This window comes from Nitrincola alkalisediminis (assembly GCF_009821115.1).
GTDB classification, from domain to species: Bacteria; Pseudomonadota; Gammaproteobacteria; order Pseudomonadales; family Balneatricaceae; genus Nitrincola; species Nitrincola alkalisediminis.
The window spans coordinates 144,878-161,319 of record NZ_VYTY01000006.1; the positions used below are offsets into that span (position 1 = coordinate 144,878).

A 16,442-nucleotide genomic window follows, 5' to 3' on the forward strand; every position below is an offset into this window, starting at 1 on the left:
CATGAATTTAAATCTGACAGGAGCCAACGGTTCGGTCGAAGTATCCGAGCTGATTTTTGGCAAAGAGTTTAATGAGTCTTTAGTTCACCAGGTTGTTACTGCTTATGTAAATGGCGGTCGTCAAGGTAGCAAAGCTCAAAAGAATCGTTCAGCAGTATCTGGCGGTGGTGCTAAGCCTTTCCGTCAAAAAGGTACTGGTCGTGCACGTGCTGGTACAAGCCGTTCTCCTTTATGGCGTTCAGGTGGTGTTACGTTTGCTGCGAGTCCACGTGACTATTCGCAGAAAGTAAACAAAAAAATGTACCGTGCTGCAATGCGTTGCATCTTTTCTGAGTTGGTTAGACAAGACCGTTTGGTCGTTGTTGATTCTCTTCAGATGGAAACGCCTAAGACTAAGCAATTCATCGGTAAGATGAAGGAGCTTGATCTGACAAGCGCACTGCTTATCACCGAAGAGGTTGAGGCCAATTTATACTTGGCTGCACGTAACGTACCGCATGTTGATGTGCGTGATGTTGCTGCAATTGATCCGGTCAGCCTTATTGGCTTCGATAAAGTAGTAGTCACAGCGTCTGCTTTGAGCAAAATTAACGAGGTGTTAGCATGAATCAGGAGCGCATTTTTAAAGTGTTGCTGGGTCCACACATCTCCGAGAAGGCAACAATTGTTGCTGATGGATCTCAGCAGGTCGTATTTCGTGTAGCGAGTGATGCTACTAAGCCTGAAATCAAAAAAGCAGTTGAACAGCTTTTCAACGTAAAAGTTGATGGTGTGAACATTCTGAATGCTAAAGGCAAAACTAAGCGTACTGTTCGCGGTTTTGGTAAGCGTTCTGATGTTCGTAAAGCCTATGTTCGTCTCGCTGATGGTTCAGAAATTGATTTCTTGGCTGGCGAATAAGAGAGGTTAAATCATGGCAATCGTTAAAACTAAGCCAACCTCTGCCGGACGTCGTCACGTCGTAAAGGTGGTAAGTGCTGACCTTCATAAAGGTAAGCCATTTGCTGCGTTGGTTGAGAAGAAAAGCAAGACCGGTGGTCGTAACAATAATGGCCGTATTACTACGCGTCATATCGGTGGTGGGCACAAGCAAAGCTACCGTATTATCGACTTCCGTCGTAACAAAGATGGTATTCCTGGAATCGTAGAGCGTATTGAATACGATCCAAACCGTACAGCACATATTGCTTTGATCAAGTATGCAGATGGTGAGCGTCGCTACATCATCGCACCAAAGGGTCTTGCAGCAGGTGCTAAGATCATGTCTGGTGACGTGGTTGATATCAAAACCGGTAACACTATGCCGCTGAGAAATATTCCTCTGGGTAGTACGGTTCACTGTATTGAGCTCAAGCCAAGCAAAGGTGCGCAAATTGCACGTTCTGCTGGTGCGTCGGCTCAGTTGGTAGCCCGTGATGGAGGTTATGTAACTCTGCGTTTGCGCTCTGGTGAAGTGCGTAAAGTGCTGGCTGAATGCCGTGCAACGCTGGGTGAAGTCAGCAACTCTGAACATTCTCTTCGCCAATTAGGTAAAGCGGGTGCTAAACGTTGGCGTGGTGTGCGTCCGACGGTTCGTGGTGTTGTAATGAACCCAGTTGACCACCCGCATGGTGGTGGTGAAGGTCGTACCTCTGGTGGCCGTCATCCGGTTACACCGTGGGGTGTCCCGACTAAAGGTCATAAAACCCGCAAGAACAAGCGTACTAATAAGCTCATTGTACGCCGTCGTAGCGCTAAATAAGGGGAATCAGCTGTGCCACGTTCACTGAAGAAAGGTCCATTTATCGACCTTCACCTGTTGAAGAAGGTAGAAGCTGCAATTGAAGCAAATGAAAAGCGCCCGATCAAGACTTGGTCTCGCCGCTCCACGGTTTTTCCAAACTTTGTGGGTTTGACAATTGCAGTACATAACGGCCGTCAACATGTTCCAGTGTTTATCACTGAGGATATGGTCGGTCATAAATTAGGTGAGTTTGCTGCAACACGTACTTTCCGCGGTCATGCAGCCGACAAGAAGGCCAAAAAGAAGTAAGGGAGGTTAGATGATGGAAATTGTCGCCAAGCATAAAGGCGCCCGCATCTCCGCCCAGAAGGCCCGTCTGGTCGCAGATCAGATCCGTGGTAAGTCTGTGGGCGAAGCTCTGGATATCCTGACATTCAGCAACAAGAAAGGTGCTGACTTAGTCAAGAAAGTTCTGGATTCTGCTATCGCAAACGCGGAGCATAATGAAGGTGCTGATGTTGATGAATTGCGCGTTGCCGTGATTTTCGTTGACGAAGGTATGACTATGAAACGCATTCGGCCACGTGCTAAAGGACGCGCAGATCGTATCTGCAAGCGCACTTCGCACATCACTATTAAAGTGGCTGACTAATTAACTGACGGCTAGGAGAGTTCGATATGGGTCAGAAGGTTAACCCTACCGGTATACGCCTTGGTATCGTCAAAGACCATACATCAGTATGGTATGCGGACAAGTCAAGCTATGCCAATAAATTGCTGAACGATCTCAAGGTGCGTAGCTACCTTGAAGATAAGCTCAAAAATGCGTCTGTAAGTCGCATTGATATTGAGCGTCCGGCTCAGAATGCAAAAATCACTATTCATACTGCTCGTCCTGGTATTGTAATTGGGAAGAAAGGTGAAGATGTTGAGGTGCTGCGCTCTGCTGTATCGGAAATGATGGGTGTGCCAGTTCACATCAACATCGAAGAAGTTCGTAAGCCAGATCTTGATGCTAAGTTAGTTGCGCAAAGCGTTGCTAGTCAGCTTGAGCGTCGTGTTATGTTCCGTCGTGCTATGAAGCGCGCGGTTCAAAATGCAATGCGTATCGGCGCAAAAGGCATCAAGATTCAGCTGGGTGGTCGTCTAGGTGGTGCAGAAATCGCGCGTTCGGAGTGGTATCGTGAAGGGCGTGTTCCGCTTCACACTCTCCGTGCAGATATTGACTATGCTACTTATGAAGCGCACACAACTTACGGTGTGATTGGCGTTAAAGTCTGGGTCTTCAAAGGTGAGATTCTTGGTGGTATCGAGCAGGTACGTGCTGAGAAAAATGCGCCTAAGAAGAAAGGAACTAAGTGAGGTAAACGTCAATGCTGCAACCGAAACGACTAAAGTACCGCAAGGTGATGAAAGGCCGTAACCGCGGCCTAGCGCAGCGTGGCAGCAAGGTCAGCTTTGGTGAGTACGCTCTGAAGGCAACCGGTCGCGGTCGCATTACAGCGCGTCAGATTGAAGCGGCTCGTCGTACTATGACGCGTCACGTAAAGCGTGGTGGTAAGATCTGGATTCGAGTGTTTCCAGACAAGCCGATTACAACCAAGCCCCTTGAAGTACGTATGGGTAAAGGTAAGGGTAACGTAGAGTATTGGGTAGCACAGATCCAGCCAGGTAAAGTGCTGTTTGAAATCAGTGGTGTAAGCGAAGAGCTGGTCACTGAAGCATTTAACCTTGCTGCTGCTAAGTTACCTGTTTCTACAGTAATTGTTAAACGGACGGTGATGTAATGAAAGCTACTGAACTGCGCGAAAAGTCCGTTGAAGAGCTTCAGCAAACTTTGCTGGGTCTTCTAAAGGATCAGTTTAATCTGCGCATGCAAAAAGCTACTGGCCAGTTGGCTCAGAATCACCTGGTAGGCCAGGTTCGTCGCGACATCGCTCGCGTCAAAACCCTACTTAACCAGAAGGCAGGTGTCTAATGAGCGCAGAAAAACGTGTACGCACTGTCACCGGTACGGTAGTCAGTGACAAGATGGATAAAACCATCACAGTTCTGGTTGAGCGTAAAGAAAAGCATCCGATTTACGGAAAGTTTGTTCGTCGCTCCACCAAACTGCATGCTCATGATGAAAAGAATGAGTGCCGAGTTGGTGATGTTGTTACGATTGCGGAATCTCGTCCGTTGTCAAAAACAAAGACCTGGAACTTGGTTCAAATTCAAGAGAGCGCAAATAAAGCACTCTTAGAGATTGAAGAGCGTGCTGCAGAGGTGTAATATAGTGCGCCTTTGCTCCATTGAACTGATTGCTCGTTTATCGAGCAGTCAGCATAACAGTTTGTGGGGTAGACCATGATTCAGACTGAATCGATGCTTGATGTCGCCGACAACAGCGGCGCTAAGCGTGTGATGTGTATTAAGGTTCTTGGCGGCTCTCATCGTCGTTACGCGAGTGTTGGTGACATCATTAAAGTGACTGTCAAAGAAGCCATTCCTCGCGGTAAGGTGAAGAAAGGTCAAGTGCTTAAGGCTGTCGTAGTACGTACCCGTAAAGGTGTCCGTCGTCCGGATGGTTCAATCATCCGTTTCGATGTTAATTCAGCAGTTTTGTTGAATAACAACGGTGCTCCTATCGGGACTCGTATCTTCGGGCCAGTAACGCGTGAACTTCGCTCAGAGAAGTTCATGAAGATCATTTCCCTGGCGCCTGAAGTGCTCTGAAAATACTGCAATTGCAGATGTTTTCTTAAGAACGCCATGCCTTAACGGGTTTGGCGTTTTTGAGCATGAGAGGGAGGCAGGAAAGGACAAGGTAATCAAATGCGTAAAATTCGTCGTGATGATGAAATCATAGTTATTGCTGGTAAAGACAAGGGTAAACGCGGTAAAGTATCGCGCGTATTATCTGATGATCGTCTGATCGTTTCAGGCATCAACATGATCAAAAAACATGTTAAGCCAAATCCAATGTTGGGTCAGCAGGGTGGTATTGTTGAGAAGGAAGCGTCTATCGCAACCTCCAACGTTGCTATTTTTAATCCTGCGACTGGCAAGGGTGATCGTGTAGGCTTTAAGAAGCTCGAAGACGGCACCAAAGTTCGCTTCTACAAGTCTAACGGCGAAATCGTCGTTGGTGATAAGTGAGAGAGGTTGGTGCAATGTCTAGATTAAAAGCGCTATACGAAAACGAAATCAAAGTTAAGTTAAAAGAAGAGCTGAATAGCCCTAATATCATGGCTGTTCCACGTGTTACCAAAATCACTTTGAACATGGGTGTTGGTGAGGCGCTTGGCGACAAGAAGCAGCTTGAAAATGCTGTTGCTGATATGACAGCAATCGCAGGTCAAAAACCGATCGTTACTCTTGCTCGCAAGTCTATTGCTGGCTTTAAAGTTCGTGAAGGCTGGCCTATCGGTTGCAAAGTAACCCTGCGCGGTGAGCGTATGTGGGAATTCCTTGATCGCTTGGTTGATATCTCTATTCCGCGTATTCGTGACTTCCGTGGTCTTAACCCTAAGTCATTTGACGGTCGTGGTAACTACAGCATGGGCGTAAAAGAGCAGATCATCTTCCCAGAAATCGATTACGATAAAGTCGATAAGATTCGTGGTCTTGATATTACTATCACGACAACGGCTCAAACGAATGATGAAGGTCGTGCTCTGTTGACTGCCTTGCAGTTTCCGTTCCGTAAATAATTCAAGGGTAGACTAATGGCTAAAACATCCATGAAAAACCGTGAGTATAAGCGCGAACAAACAGTTGCAAAATATGCAACTAAGCGCGCTGCACTCAAGGCAATAATCGCTAACCCAGCAAGCACTGATGAAGCGCGCTGGGAAGCACAGATTTCGCTGCAGAAATTGCCGCGTGATGCAAGTCCAGTACGTCAAGTTCGTCGTTGCCAAATCACAGGTCGTCCACACGGTGTATACCGTAAGTTCGGCTTGTCACGCATCAAACTGCGTGAAGCTGCGATGCGCGGTGATGTTCCTGGTTTGAAAAAGGCAAGCTGGTAAGCTTGTAAACGGTAAGCACGGTGGTCTGGGCAAAAAAAATCCGTTTTTTGCTACCGCACCGCGCTGCACATTTGAGGAAATATAAGCATGAGTATGCAAGATACCCTCGCGGATATGTTTACACGTATTCGTAATGGTAATATGGCTGAAAAGTCAGCAGTCTCTATGCCTTCTTCCAAGCAGAAAGTTGCTGTTGCAAAGGTTCTGAAGGATGAAGGTTATATTGCTGACTTCAAAGTTGAAGGTGATGTAAAGCCTGTTTTGAGCATTGAGCTCAAGTACTTTGAAGGCAAGCCGGTAATTGAGCAGATTAAGCGCGTAAGTCGCCCAAGTCTTCGTATTTACCGTCACGTTTCTAAGTTGCCAAAGGTGTCTGATGGCTTAGGTATTGCCATCATTTCAACCAGCAAGGGTGTAATGACCGATCGTGCCGCTCGTGAAGCGGGTGTCGGTGGTGAAGTTATCTGTACGGTATTCTAAGGGGAGTTCTATGTCACGTATTGCCAAGAACCCCGTAGTGATTCCAGCTGGTGTTGAGATTCAAATCAATGGTCAGCAGATTACTACCAAGGGTGCCAAAGGACAGTTAAATTTAACCGTTCATCCTTCTGTAAGCTTAGAGCAAGTCGATGGTAAGTTAACCTTTGCCGCTCGTGATGGAAGCAAGCAGTCAATTGCGCTTTCTGGTACGACGCGTGCCTTAGTCAACAACATGGTTGTTGGTGTGAATGAAGGTTTCCAGAAAACCATGCAGTTGATCGGTGTTGGTTACCGCGCTGCAGCTAAAGGTAATGTTCTCAACCTTACACTTGGCTTCTCTCATCCTATAGATTATGAACTGCCTGAAGGTGTATCAGCTGAAACACCAAACAACACGACAATTATCTTGTCTGGTTCAGATAAGCAAAAAGTCGGTCAGGTTGCAGCTGAAATTCGCGCGTTCCGTCCACCAGAGCCTTATAAAGGTAAAGGGGTTCGCTACGCTGATGAACAAGTACGCCGTAAAGAGGCTAAGAAGAAGTAAGGCTGGGTCATGAACGAAAAAAATCAAGCTAGAATTCGTCGTGCGCGTCGCTCTCGCCTTAAAATGCGTGAACTCGGTGCAGTACGTCTGTGCGTAAATCGCACTCCGCGTCATATCTATGCGCAAATCATCTCTGAAGATGGTTCTAAAGTTATTGCGGCCGCCTCAACTATTGAGAAAGACCTGCGTGTTGGTGCTACTGGCAACATTGCAGCTGCTCGTAAAATTGGCGAACTGATTGCAGATCGTGCCAAAGCTGCTGGTGTTACTAAAGTTGCTTTCGATCGTTCTGGTTATAAATACCATGGCCGAGTTCAGGCTTTGGCTGAGGGCGCCCGCGAAGGCGGCCTGGAATTCTAAAGGTTTCTTAATATGGCAAATCACGAACAGAAAGACGGTGAACTCCAGGAGAGACTGGTCCAGGTTAACCGTGTTGCAAAAGTTGTGAAGGGCGGACGTATATTCGGTTTCACAGCTCTGACTGTAGTCGGTGACGGCAATGGCCGTATCGGTTTTGGTCGCGGCAAGGCGCGTGAAGTTCCTGTTGCAATTCAAAAAGCAATGGAACAGGCTCGTCGTAATATGGTGAGCGTGTCTTTAAATGGTCATACTTTGCAGTACCCAGTTAAAGCGCGTCATGGTGCTTCACGCGTTTATATGCAACCAGCATCTGAAGGTACAGGTATCATCGCCGGTGGTGCGATGCGTGCTGTCCTTGAGCTTGCAGGTGTGCAGAACGTATTGGCAAAATGCTATGGTTCAACGAACCCTGTAAACGTTGTTCGTGCAACAGTGAACGGTCTTTCTTCAATGAAAGCACCTGAAGATATTGCAGCGAAGCGTGGCAAGTCTGTTGACGAGATCCTGGGGAACTAAGCGATGTCAAATAAAATCAAAGTTACCCTATACCGCAGCACGATTGGTAAGTTGCCAGCACATAAGTTGTGCGTAAAGGGGTTAGGTCTGCGCCGTATCGGTCACGTAGTTGAGGTAGAAGATACCCCTTCTGTGCGCGGTATGATCAACAAAGTTAACTACATGGTTCGTGTTGTTAGCGAGTAATAGGAGTAACCCTATGCGTTTGAATACATTACGCCCGGGTGCTGGTGCCAAGCAGGCTCCAAAGCGCGTTGGTCGCGGTATCGGTTCCGGTCTTGGAAAAACTTGTGGTCGCGGTCACAAGGGTCTTAAATCCCGCTCCGGCGGAAGCGTAAATCCAGGTTTTGAAGGCGGTCAGATGCCAATTCATCGCCGTCTGCCAAAATTTGGTTTTACTTCACGTAAATCACGCTATGTAGCTGAAGTTCGTTTAAATGAACTAAGCAGCATGAATGTTGAGTTGATCAACATCGATGCGCTTAAAGCAGCAGATGTTATTAAGCAGGAAATTAAAACTGTTCGTATCATTCTGTCTGGTGAGATCACTAAGCCAGTCACTCTAAGTGGACTTAAAGTCACTAAAGGTGCTCAGGCTGCGATTGAAGCTGCAGGCGGTAAAGTCGAGGCGTAAATGGCAAAGCAAGGGCAAATACCGGCAGGAAGGCAAAATGGTTTAGGGGAGCTTTGGGCTCGTCTTAGATTCGTTTTGATTGCGATCATTGTTTACCGTATAGGGGCTCATATTCCTGTACCCGGTATTAACCCTGATCGTCTTGCTGCATTGTTTGATCAGAACCAGGGAACGATCCTGAGTCTTTTCAATATGTTTTCAGGTGGCGCTTTAGAGCGTATGAGTATTCTCGCATTGGGTGTTATGCCCTACATTTCTGCATCTATTATTATGCAGTTAATGACGGCGGTGAGTCCTACACTTGAGCAGTTGAAGAAGGAGGGAGAGTCAGGTCGGCGCAAAATTAATCAGTACACCCGTTATGGTACGGTTGTATTGGCAACTATCCAAGCATTTGGTATGTCTGTAGGGCTTGCCAGTCAAGGGGTTGCGTTTGCTGCTGATTTTAGTTTCTACTTCGTTGCGGTTGTTACTTTTGTTTCCGGAGCTGTGTTTTTGATGTGGCTTGGTGAGCAAGTAACTGAGCGAGGCATAGGTAACGGTATTTCAATTCTGATCTTTGCTGGTATCGTTGCAGGTCTGCCAAGTGCTATTGGCCAGTCTTTCGAGGCGGCTAGACAAGGTGATCTCAATATCTTTGCTTTGCTGTTGATTGCGGTACTTGCAATGGCTACCGTTGCGTTTGTTGTGTTTATGGAGCGTGCTCAGCGTCGCATCACTATAAACTATGCAAAGCGTCAGCAAGGGCGTCGTGTTTACGCCGCTCAAAGTAGTCATCTGCCTTTAAAAGTGAACATGGCGGGTGTAATTCCACCAATCTTCGCATCGAGTATTCTTCTGTTTCCTGCATCAATGGGGCAGTGGTTTGGTCAAAGTGAAGGAATGGATTGGCTGCAGGATATGGCTTTGGCCTTGGGTCCAGGGCAGCCTTTGCATATTTTGCTTTTTGGTATTGCAATTATATTCTTCTGCTACTTCTATACGGCTCTTATGTTTAATCCAAAAGAAGTGGCTGATAACCTGAAAAAATCAGGTGCATTTATTCCAGGAATTCGTCCTGGTGAACAGTCAGCCCGCTATATCGACACTGTGCTTTCGCGTCTTACTTTGTTTGGTGCTTTGTACATCACGGCTGTATCACTAATGCCCCAGTTTTTGGTGGTGGCTTGGAACATACCGTTCTATTTCGGTGGTACATCATTGTTGATCGTTGTTGTAGTGGTTATGGACTTTATGGCTCAGGTGCAATCACACTTGATGTCTCACCAGTATGAGTCCCTGATGAAGAAATCAAATCTTAAGGGCGGCGCAGGTTTGCTGCGCTAAGCTCGATTGAGGTGGATCATGAAAGTACGCGCGTCTGTTAAAAAGATTTGCCGTAACTGCAAGATCGTACGTCGCAACGGTTCCGTGCGCGTGATCTGCAAAGTTGAACCAAGACATAAACAACGTCAAGGTTAACAAAGTAATATATGGCCGTGGGGGCCGCAGGGTTGATTTATTTTTAACCAGAGTGTATTATTGCGCGCCTTCCACGAACAAATGAATGATAAGACTCTATCATTGTGATAGAGCATTAATATGGAGTACATTGAATGGCCCGTATAGCTGGCGTCAATATTCCTGACAATAAGCATGCGGTAATTTCTCTGACTTACATTTACGGGATCGGCCGCACCACTGCTAAACAAATCTGTTCAGCAGTTGGTATTGATCCAAGCGTAAAGATCGGTGATCTGTCTGAAGAACAGCTCGATAATGTTCGTGGTGAAATTACCAAGTTGACAGTTGAAGGTGACCTTCGTCGTGAAGTCAACATGAACATCAAGCGTCTTATGGATCTTGGTTGTTTCCGTGGTCTGCGTCATCGTCGTAACCTTCCGGTTCGCGGTCAGCGCAGCAAAACGAATGCACGTACCCGTAAAGGTCCGCGCAAGCCGATCCGTAAGTAAGCGATAGGAATTCCCGAATATGGCTAAGCCAGGTAATCGCACTCGTAAAAAAGTTAAAAAGCAAGTTGCTGATGGGCTCGCGCACATCCATGCTTCTTTCAATAACACAATTGTTACCATTACCGATCGTCAAGGAAATGCACTTTCTTGGGCGACTTCTGGTGGTTCCGGTTTCCGTGGTTCGCGTAAAAGTACGCCTTTCGCTGCTCAGGTAGCGGCTGAGCGTGCTGGTCAGGCAGCTTTGGAATACGGACTTAAGAATCTCGACGTGTTTGTAAAGGGTCCAGGACCTGGTCGTGAATCTGCTGTTCGCGCCTTGAATGGTTGTGGCTACAAAATTACAAATATTACGGACGTAACACCTATTCCTCATAATGGTTGTCGTCCACCGAAAAAACGTCGCGTTTAATCAGGAGACGGTATAATGGCTCGTTATCTTGGACCTAAGTGCAAGCTGTCCCGTCGTGAAGGAACAGATCTCTTTTTGAAGAGTGGTGTTCGCGCGCTAGACAGTAAGTGCAAAGCTGAAGTTGTTCCCGGTGTGCATGGTGCACGCCGCGGCCGTTTGTCCGAATACGGTTTACAGCTTCGCGAAAAACAAAAAGTACGTCGTATTTACGGTGTACTGGAGCGTCAGTTCCGCGGTTATTACAAAGAAGCCGCGCGTCGTAAAGGCGCGACTGGTGAGTTGTTGTTACAGTTGTTAGAAGGCCGTCTAGACAATGTTGTCTACCGCATGGGCTTTGGTTCAACACGTGCAGAAGCTCGTCAGGTTGTTTCTCATCGTCAGATCACTGTTAACGGTCAAGTTGTAAATATCCCGTCTTACCAAGTAAGTGCTGGTGATAAAATTGCTGTCCGTGAGAAGTCTAAAAACCAACTCCGTATCAAGCATGCGCTTGAGTTGGCAGCACAACGCGCACCTGTTGAATGGGTGAGTGTTGATGCAAGCAAGATGGAAGGTGAGTTCAAGGCACTTCCTGAGCGTAGTGACTTGGCTTCTGACATCAACGAGCATCTGATCGTCGAGCTTTACTCGAAGTAATTGTTGAACAGAGACTGGTGGAACTATGCAGCGTTCAGTAAACGAGTTTCTTAGCCCACGTCACATTGACGTGCAAGAAATCAGCAAAACTCGCGCAAAAGTGACTTTAGAGCCACTAGAGCGCGGTTTTGGCCATACCCTTGGCAACGCGCTGCGCCGTATTTTGCTATCGTCAATGCCTGGTTGTGCAATATCTGAAGTCGAAATCGATGGAGTATTGCACGAATACAGTAGTATTGAAGGTGTTCAGGAGGATGTCATTGAGATCCTCCTGAACTTAAAAGGTGTTGCTGTAAATCTCTTTAATGGAGATGAGGCGACACTTACGATTAGTAAATCCGAACCTGGCGTAGTGACGGCAGCTGATATTCAGCTGACACAAGATGTTGAGATTGCAAATCCTGAACATGTGATTGCGCATTTAAATGGCAACAGCAGTCTTAATATGCAATTGCGCGTTACGCGTGGTCGCGGTTATGTGCCAGCTGACTCGCGTAATACTGATGAGGATGAGTCTCGTACGATTGGTCGATTGTTGCTGGATGCCAGCTATAGTCCGGTCTTACGTGTATCCTATCAAGTAGAGAGTGCGCGTGTTGAGCAACGTACAGATCTTGATAAGTTGATCATTGATATAGAGTCGAATGGTACAATTGATCCAGAAGAATGCATTCGTCGTGCAGCTACAATTTTGCAGCAGCAACTACTTGTATTCGTTGATTTAGAGGATGCAGGGCAGCAATCGCGCACTGAATCTGATGATCCTGAGATTGATCCGGTACTTCTTCGTCCCGTTGATGATCTTGAGTTGACAGTTCGCTCGGCTAACTGTCTTAAAGCAGAACAAATTTACTATATCGGTGATTTGATTCAACGCACCGAAGTAGAGTTGTTGAAGACTCCTAACTTGGGCAAGAAGTCGCTAACGGAAATCAAAGATGTACTTGCATCTAAAGGTTTGTCTTTAGGCATGCGTCTTGAGAATTGGCCACCTGCCAGTCTCCGGAATGATGATAAAGCTGCCTCGTAAGTTAGCCTTCTAACACTAAGTTGTTAAGGATTTAGAAAATGCGTCATCGTAAATCTGGTCGTCACTTAAATCGTACAAGTGCACACCGCAAGGCGATGTTTAAGAATATGGCAGTGTCTTTGTTTGAGCATGAGCTCATCAAAACGACTTTGCCAAAAGCTAAAGAACTTCGTCGTGTGGCTGAGCCTTTAATTACATTGGCTAAATCTGACAGTGTTGCAAACCGTCGTCTTGCTTTCGCTCGTACGCGCTCTGATGCAGCTGTTGGTAAGCTTTTCAACGAGCTGGGTCCTCGCTACGCAGAACGCCCAGGCGGTTACGTTCGCATTCTTAAATGCGGATTCCGTCGTGGTGATAATGCGCCAATGGCTTATGTTGAACTGGTCGATCGTCCAGTCAACGCAGTTGCAGTTGATGATACTTCTGAAGATTAATTTCTCGTATCGATAAAAAACCCCGCATGTGCGGGGTTTTTTTTGTTCATTTTATGTGTTTTGAATATTCACTGAAGCTGTAAACCCCAGTGAATGATAAGGCTCTGTTCGTGGTTCGTGCGGACCTGTTTAGTAATCAAAAATTGATTCGATAACTGAACCTTGCTGTCTGGCTTCAGGGCTGTTGGCTTGGCGTGTGGGTTCGCTTCCTTGGCGGAAGAGCTCAGGGATTGCATTTGACTGTCCTGGATAGGCCAGTAGCCCTGTATTGGGATCAACTGAAACCGTTCTAACATCGGATGGTCTTTCAAATTCCTTAACAGGGTAGTATTTTGCTACGGTTTGCATAAAGTCGATCCAAATGGGCAGCGCAGCTGTTCCGCCAAACTCACGTCTACCAAGAGGGGCTGGCTGGTCGAATCCTATCCATGCTGTCGCAACAATGTCACGATTAAAGCCGCTGAACCAAACATCGCGTTGAGAATTTGTGGTCCCAGTTTTTCCCGCCAGATCAGGTCGGTTTAAGCTAAGTGCGCTGCGTCCTGTACCTCGTCTGATTACATCTTTGAGTATATCGGACAAAATATAAGCTGTTGAGGCTTGGATAATCCGTAACTCTTCCCTGTCACGTATGTTAAGAGCCAAGTTTGTATCCTTAAAAGCATTGCCGCTGTGTTCGGGTAAATGAACTGGGTTGTTTTCATTGTGTATTGTTTTGATGAAATAGGGTTCTATTTTATATCCGCCATTTGCGAACACAGCATAGGCCGACGTGAGCTGGAGTGGGGTGGCATCAGAGCTGCCAAGTGATAGAGATAAGTTGGCTGGTGTTCTATCGGGTTCAAAGCCAAATTCAACTATTTTGTCACGTGCATACTGAACGCCAATATCACGCATGAGCCTAATTGAAACAAGGTTTTTGGACCGGTAAAGTGCCTCTCTTAACCGGGTTGGTCCAGAAAAGTCACGGGAGCTGTTTTCGGGGCGCCATTCACCCTGTAAGCTGACGTCTTCAATAACAATCGGTGCATCGTTGACGACTGTTGCAGCTGTATAGCTGCCATCAATGGCTGCAGCATACAGGAAGGGCTTAAATGTAGAGCCAGGTTGTCTATAGGCTTGCGTTGCCCGATTAAAATTGTTCATGGCAAAACTGTAACCACCGGATAAGGCTTTTACTGCGCCTGTATCTGCTTCAAGTGCGACAACAGCGCCTTGAACTCTCGGTAATTGGCTAAATTCCAGATTGTTGTCTTCTTTGTGAATGACGCGAACGACATCTCCAACGGCAAGTATGTCACTGGCTTTTGATGGAACGGGTCCCAGTGAGTTTACGTTAATGTGTTTTCTTGCCCATTTTAAGCTATCCCATGAAAGCTCAGCCTTTTCGTTGTTGCGTAGCAAAACAGTTGCATTTCGTTCTCCGACCTGAATAACGAGTGCAGGCTGAAGGTCAGCAAACGTTGAGAACTCTCTCAATTTTCGTGAGAGCTCTTGTTCTGAGTCTGTATCCTGTATTGTAATCTTGGCTTCAGGCCCATGGTAGCCATGACGCTCGCCGTATGCACGTATGCCTTTTCTAAGGGCTTGATCAGCTGCTGCTTGTAACTCACTATCAATGGTTGTCGTGACAGAGTAGCCATCTAAGTATGCATCCTCGCCAAAGAGTTTAAACATTTCAGCTCGAACCATCTCGGCAACATAAAAGGCAGAGAGTTCAATGTCGCTTGTGTGATAACGTGCTATTTCGGGTTCAACGATAGCCTGCTCATATTCTTGATCATTAATGTAGCCAAGTGCTAGCATACGGCCGAGTATCCAATTGCGTCTTTCAACGGACCTGCGCGGATTGCTGACTGGATTAGCTGCAGATGGTGCTTTCGGTAGTCCCGCTATAGTGGCAATTTGTGCAAGCGTGAGTTCACTAATGTCTTTACCATAGTAAATATTAGCGGCGGCTTGAACACCATATGCACGCTGACCTAGGTATATTTTGTTGACGTAGAGCTCCATGATTTCATGTTTCGTGAGTTCCTTCTCAATTCTTAGTGATAAAAGTATTTCGGTGAATTTTCTCTCTAAGGTGCGCGCTGGAGTCAGGAAAAAGTTTTTTGCAACTTGCATTGTGATGGTTGAGCCACCTGTTTGCACGTCGCTCCCACTGATGAGTTGGAAGCCAGCACGAGCTAGGCCTTTGAGGTCGACACCGAAGTGATCAAAGAAACGACTATCCTCTGCCGCTAAAATAGCTTGGATCATGTGTTCTGGGATCTGATCGTACTCGATAGGTGTTCGCCGTTGCTCGCCATATTCAGCAATGAGTTTACCATCGGCTGAAAAAATACGAAGTGGCGTTTGGAACTTTACTTCTTTTAGTTCCTGTACGTCTGGAAGATTTTGACTAAAATGTCTCCAGATAAAGTAGCCCCCTAGTGAGCCAGATATCAGAATGAGAATCAGTAAGGCAATAAATAGCTTGATAGTAATCTTTAATGCGTGCATGTTAGCCTTTAACAAAAAAAATATGAACGTAAAGTGAATTATATCGACTGCAGGGCTTTACAGTACAGTTAACAGAAGTTTTAATTGTACATCAGGACAGTCCGATTTTGTCCTGCAAATTGAACTTCTCCGGAAAAGGAAATTAGAGTGGTCAGCTTATTCAGGAAAAAGTCAGCCGGTTGGATAGGAGTTGATATAGGTTCTTCATCTGTGAAGCTGGTCGCCTTGTCTCGATCGGGAAGGGATACACAGATTGATTCCTATGCCATAGTGCATCTCCCGGCAGGTGCCGTCGTCGACGGTAAAATAGAGATTCCACATGAGGTCTCCTCAGCCGTCGAAAGGGGTCTAAAGATCTGCGGCGGCCGTTACAGTCATGCGGTTGTTTCAGTCCCTTCCTCCGCTGTGATTACAAAACGTCTTCAAATAAATAATCTTTTCACGGGCATTGATCTCGAAGATCAGGTCAAGGTCGAGGCCGACCAATTTATACCTTACCCCCTCGAAGAGGTTGCGCTTGATTTTGAAGTGCTTGGCCCGGTTGCCAAAGACCCAAATCTTAACGAAATTTTAATCGTTGCCTGTCGTAAAGAAAGCTCTGAGTCACGTGAAGAAGCCGTCGTTAACGCTGGATTGAAATGCGGTGTAGTGGATGTAGACACCTATTGCATGGAGCGTATGCTTTCGTTACTTGAATCTAAATCCGGTGATAAGCTGCATGCAGTTGTTGATTTAGGTGCATCAACCTTAGGTTTGAATGTATTTAAAAATGGTAATCTGGTGTATAACCGTGAACAGGCATTTAGTGGCGCGGATCTATCTGCATCTATTCAGCAAAGTTATAGTATGTCGCACGAAGAAGCGGAGTTATCACTTCGTGAAAATAGTTTTGATAAAGAAGTGTATGAGTCGCTGATTGAGCCGTATACCGATACGGTTGCACAGCATGTTTCTAGAGCGCTACAGTTTTTCTACTCCTCTGGAATTCATGGGCAACTTGATAAGTGCTACCTTGCAGGAGGGGTATCGGGAATCCCTCATCTTTGTGGCAGATTAGAAGAAGAACTGGGCATTCGTGCGGTTTTAACGGATCCCTTCACCAATATGCTGGTAAGCCCACGGCTAAATCAGGAACGTCTTCATAGGGTTGCCCCTATGTTGGCTAAAGCATGCGGGCTGGCATTGCGCAGCTTTGATCAATAGGAC

At 46.4% G+C, this 16,442-nt stretch carries 28 protein-coding genes; 27 read left to right on the top strand and 1 reads right to left on the bottom strand.

Features of this window, described 5'->3' with window-relative positions; genetic code table 11:
• The first annotated feature begins 1 nt into the window (after position 1).
• The 26 genes from rplD (at position 2) to rplQ (ending at position 12,734) form a co-directional block, all read left to right on the top strand.
• Entirely contained in the window at positions 2-607 is a 606-nt protein-coding gene (gene rplD, locus F5971_RS10980; RefSeq protein ID WP_036511968.1) for a 50S ribosomal protein L4, read from the top strand.
• Positions 604-900 carry a 50S ribosomal protein L23 gene (gene rplW, locus F5971_RS10985; protein ID WP_036511970.1) on the top strand — a complete coding sequence of 99 codons (297 nt, stop codon included), beginning with the start codon at positions 604-606 and terminating at the stop codon, positions 898-900. Before rplD ends, rplW begins: the two co-directional genes overlap by 4 nt.
• A 13-nt stretch (positions 901-913) precedes the next feature.
• Entirely contained in the window at positions 914-1,741 is an 828-nt protein-coding gene (rplB, locus tag F5971_RS10990; RefSeq protein WP_112159745.1) for a 50S ribosomal protein L2, read from the top strand.
• Positions 1,742-1,753: 12 nt separating this feature from the next.
• The gene (gene rpsS, locus F5971_RS10995) at positions 1,754-2,032 is read left to right on the top strand and encodes a 30S ribosomal protein S19 (RefSeq protein ID WP_036511974.1); all 279 of its coding nucleotides are present in this window, start codon (positions 1,754-1,756) and stop codon (positions 2,030-2,032) included.
• A gap of 13 nt (positions 2,033-2,045) precedes the next feature.
• Positions 2,046-2,375 carry a 50S ribosomal protein L22 gene (gene rplV, locus F5971_RS11000; protein WP_036511976.1) on the top strand — a complete coding sequence of 110 codons (330 nt, stop codon included), beginning with the start codon at positions 2,046-2,048 and terminating at the stop codon, positions 2,373-2,375.
• Positions 2,376-2,401: 26 nt separating this feature from the next.
• Positions 2,402-3,085: a 30S ribosomal protein S3 gene (rpsC, locus tag F5971_RS11005; protein WP_193494986.1), complete on the top strand. Its 684-nt coding sequence runs from the start codon at positions 2,402-2,404 to the stop codon at positions 3,083-3,085.
• Between the two features lie 11 nt (positions 3,086-3,096).
• Positions 3,097-3,510 carry a 50S ribosomal protein L16 gene (rplP, locus tag F5971_RS11010; RefSeq protein ID WP_036511980.1) on the top strand — a complete coding sequence of 138 codons (414 nt, stop codon included), beginning with the start codon at positions 3,097-3,099 and terminating at the stop codon, positions 3,508-3,510.
• Entirely contained in the window at positions 3,510-3,701 is a 192-nt protein-coding gene (gene rpmC, locus F5971_RS11015; RefSeq protein WP_036511982.1) for a 50S ribosomal protein L29, read from the top strand. Before rplP ends, rpmC begins: the two co-directional genes overlap by 1 nt.
• On the top strand, positions 3,701-3,997 hold the full coding sequence (rpsQ, locus tag F5971_RS11020; protein ID WP_036511984.1) for a 30S ribosomal protein S17: 297 nt from the start codon (positions 3,701-3,703) through the stop codon (positions 3,995-3,997). Before rpmC ends, rpsQ begins: the two co-directional genes overlap by 1 nt.
• A 75-nt stretch (positions 3,998-4,072) precedes the next feature.
• A complete protein-coding gene (gene rplN / locus F5971_RS11025; RefSeq protein ID WP_036511986.1) occupies positions 4,073-4,441 on the top strand; it encodes a 50S ribosomal protein L14 in 369 nt (122 codons plus the stop codon).
• A 99-nt stretch (positions 4,442-4,540) separates the two neighbouring features.
• A complete protein-coding gene (gene rplX / locus F5971_RS11030; RefSeq protein ID WP_036511987.1) occupies positions 4,541-4,864 on the top strand; it encodes a 50S ribosomal protein L24 in 324 nt (107 codons plus the stop codon).
• Between the two features lie 14 nt (positions 4,865-4,878).
• Positions 4,879-5,418, top strand: a complete 540-nt coding sequence (gene rplE, locus F5971_RS11035; RefSeq protein WP_036511989.1) for a 50S ribosomal protein L5 — start codon at positions 4,879-4,881, stop codon at positions 5,416-5,418.
• Positions 5,419-5,433: 15 nt separating this feature from the next.
• Complete coding sequence (rpsN, locus tag F5971_RS11040) at positions 5,434-5,739, top strand: 30S ribosomal protein S14 (RefSeq protein ID WP_036511990.1); 306 nt, start codon at positions 5,434-5,436, stop codon at positions 5,737-5,739.
• 87 nt (positions 5,740-5,826) lie between these two features.
• On the top strand, positions 5,827-6,219 hold the full coding sequence (gene rpsH / locus F5971_RS11045) for a 30S ribosomal protein S8 (RefSeq protein ID WP_036511991.1): 393 nt from the start codon (positions 5,827-5,829) through the stop codon (positions 6,217-6,219).
• Between the two features lie 10 nt (positions 6,220-6,229).
• Positions 6,230-6,763: a 50S ribosomal protein L6 gene (rplF, locus tag F5971_RS11050; protein ID WP_036511992.1), complete on the top strand. Its 534-nt coding sequence runs from the start codon at positions 6,230-6,232 to the stop codon at positions 6,761-6,763.
• A 9-nt stretch (positions 6,764-6,772) separates the two neighbouring features.
• Positions 6,773-7,123: a 50S ribosomal protein L18 gene (gene rplR, locus F5971_RS11055; protein WP_036511993.1), complete on the top strand. Its 351-nt coding sequence runs from the start codon at positions 6,773-6,775 to the stop codon at positions 7,121-7,123.
• Between the two features lie 12 nt (positions 7,124-7,135).
• On the top strand, positions 7,136-7,639 hold the full coding sequence (gene rpsE / locus F5971_RS11060) for a 30S ribosomal protein S5 (protein ID WP_036511994.1): 504 nt from the start codon (positions 7,136-7,138) through the stop codon (positions 7,637-7,639).
• Between the two features lie 3 nt (positions 7,640-7,642).
• Complete coding sequence (gene rpmD / locus F5971_RS11065) at positions 7,643-7,825, top strand: 50S ribosomal protein L30 (protein WP_036511995.1); 183 nt, start codon at positions 7,643-7,645, stop codon at positions 7,823-7,825.
• A gap of 13 nt (positions 7,826-7,838) precedes the next feature.
• Positions 7,839-8,273 (top strand): 50S ribosomal protein L15, encoded by a 435-nt coding sequence (gene rplO / locus F5971_RS11070; protein WP_036511997.1) that lies wholly within the window; start codon positions 7,839-7,841, stop codon positions 8,271-8,273.
• The gene (gene secY, locus F5971_RS11075) at positions 8,274-9,599 is read left to right on the top strand and encodes a preprotein translocase subunit SecY (RefSeq protein ID WP_036512002.1); all 1,326 of its coding nucleotides are present in this window, start codon (positions 8,274-8,276) and stop codon (positions 9,597-9,599) included.
• Positions 9,600-9,617: 18 nt separating this feature from the next.
• Positions 9,618-9,734 carry a 50S ribosomal protein L36 gene (gene rpmJ / locus F5971_RS11080; protein ID WP_007021200.1) on the top strand — a complete coding sequence of 39 codons (117 nt, stop codon included), beginning with the start codon at positions 9,618-9,620 and terminating at the stop codon, positions 9,732-9,734.
• Positions 9,735-9,868: 134 nt separating this feature from the next.
• On the top strand, positions 9,869-10,225 hold the full coding sequence (gene rpsM, locus F5971_RS11085) for a 30S ribosomal protein S13 (RefSeq protein WP_036512008.1): 357 nt from the start codon (positions 9,869-9,871) through the stop codon (positions 10,223-10,225).
• Between the two features lie 19 nt (positions 10,226-10,244).
• Entirely contained in the window at positions 10,245-10,634 is a 390-nt protein-coding gene (gene rpsK / locus F5971_RS11090; protein WP_036512009.1) for a 30S ribosomal protein S11, read from the top strand.
• Positions 10,635-10,649: 15 nt separating this feature from the next.
• Positions 10,650-11,270: a 30S ribosomal protein S4 gene (gene rpsD, locus F5971_RS11095; RefSeq protein ID WP_036512010.1), complete on the top strand. Its 621-nt coding sequence runs from the start codon at positions 10,650-10,652 to the stop codon at positions 11,268-11,270.
• 25 nt (positions 11,271-11,295) lie between these two features.
• Positions 11,296-12,300 (top strand): DNA-directed RNA polymerase subunit alpha, encoded by a 1,005-nt coding sequence (locus F5971_RS11100; RefSeq protein ID WP_036512011.1) that lies wholly within the window; start codon positions 11,296-11,298, stop codon positions 12,298-12,300.
• 38 nt (positions 12,301-12,338) lie between these two features.
• Positions 12,339-12,734, top strand: a complete 396-nt coding sequence (rplQ, locus tag F5971_RS11105; RefSeq protein WP_036512012.1) for a 50S ribosomal protein L17 — start codon at positions 12,339-12,341, stop codon at positions 12,732-12,734.
• Positions 12,735-12,863: 129 nt separating this feature from the next.
• On the opposite strand, the gene F5971_RS11110 is transcribed toward rplQ, so the two are convergent.
• Positions 12,864-15,236 (bottom strand): penicillin-binding protein 1A, encoded by a 2,373-nt coding sequence (locus F5971_RS11110; RefSeq protein ID WP_193494987.1) that lies wholly within the window; start codon positions 15,234-15,236, stop codon positions 12,864-12,866.
• Between the two features lie 147 nt (positions 15,237-15,383).
• Between F5971_RS11110 and pilM the strand changes: the two genes are divergently transcribed.
• Positions 15,384-16,439 carry a type IV pilus assembly protein PilM gene (gene pilM, locus F5971_RS11115; protein WP_036512013.1) on the top strand — a complete coding sequence of 352 codons (1,056 nt, stop codon included), beginning with the start codon at positions 15,384-15,386 and terminating at the stop codon, positions 16,437-16,439.
• Positions 16,440-16,442 lie beyond the last annotated feature (3 nt).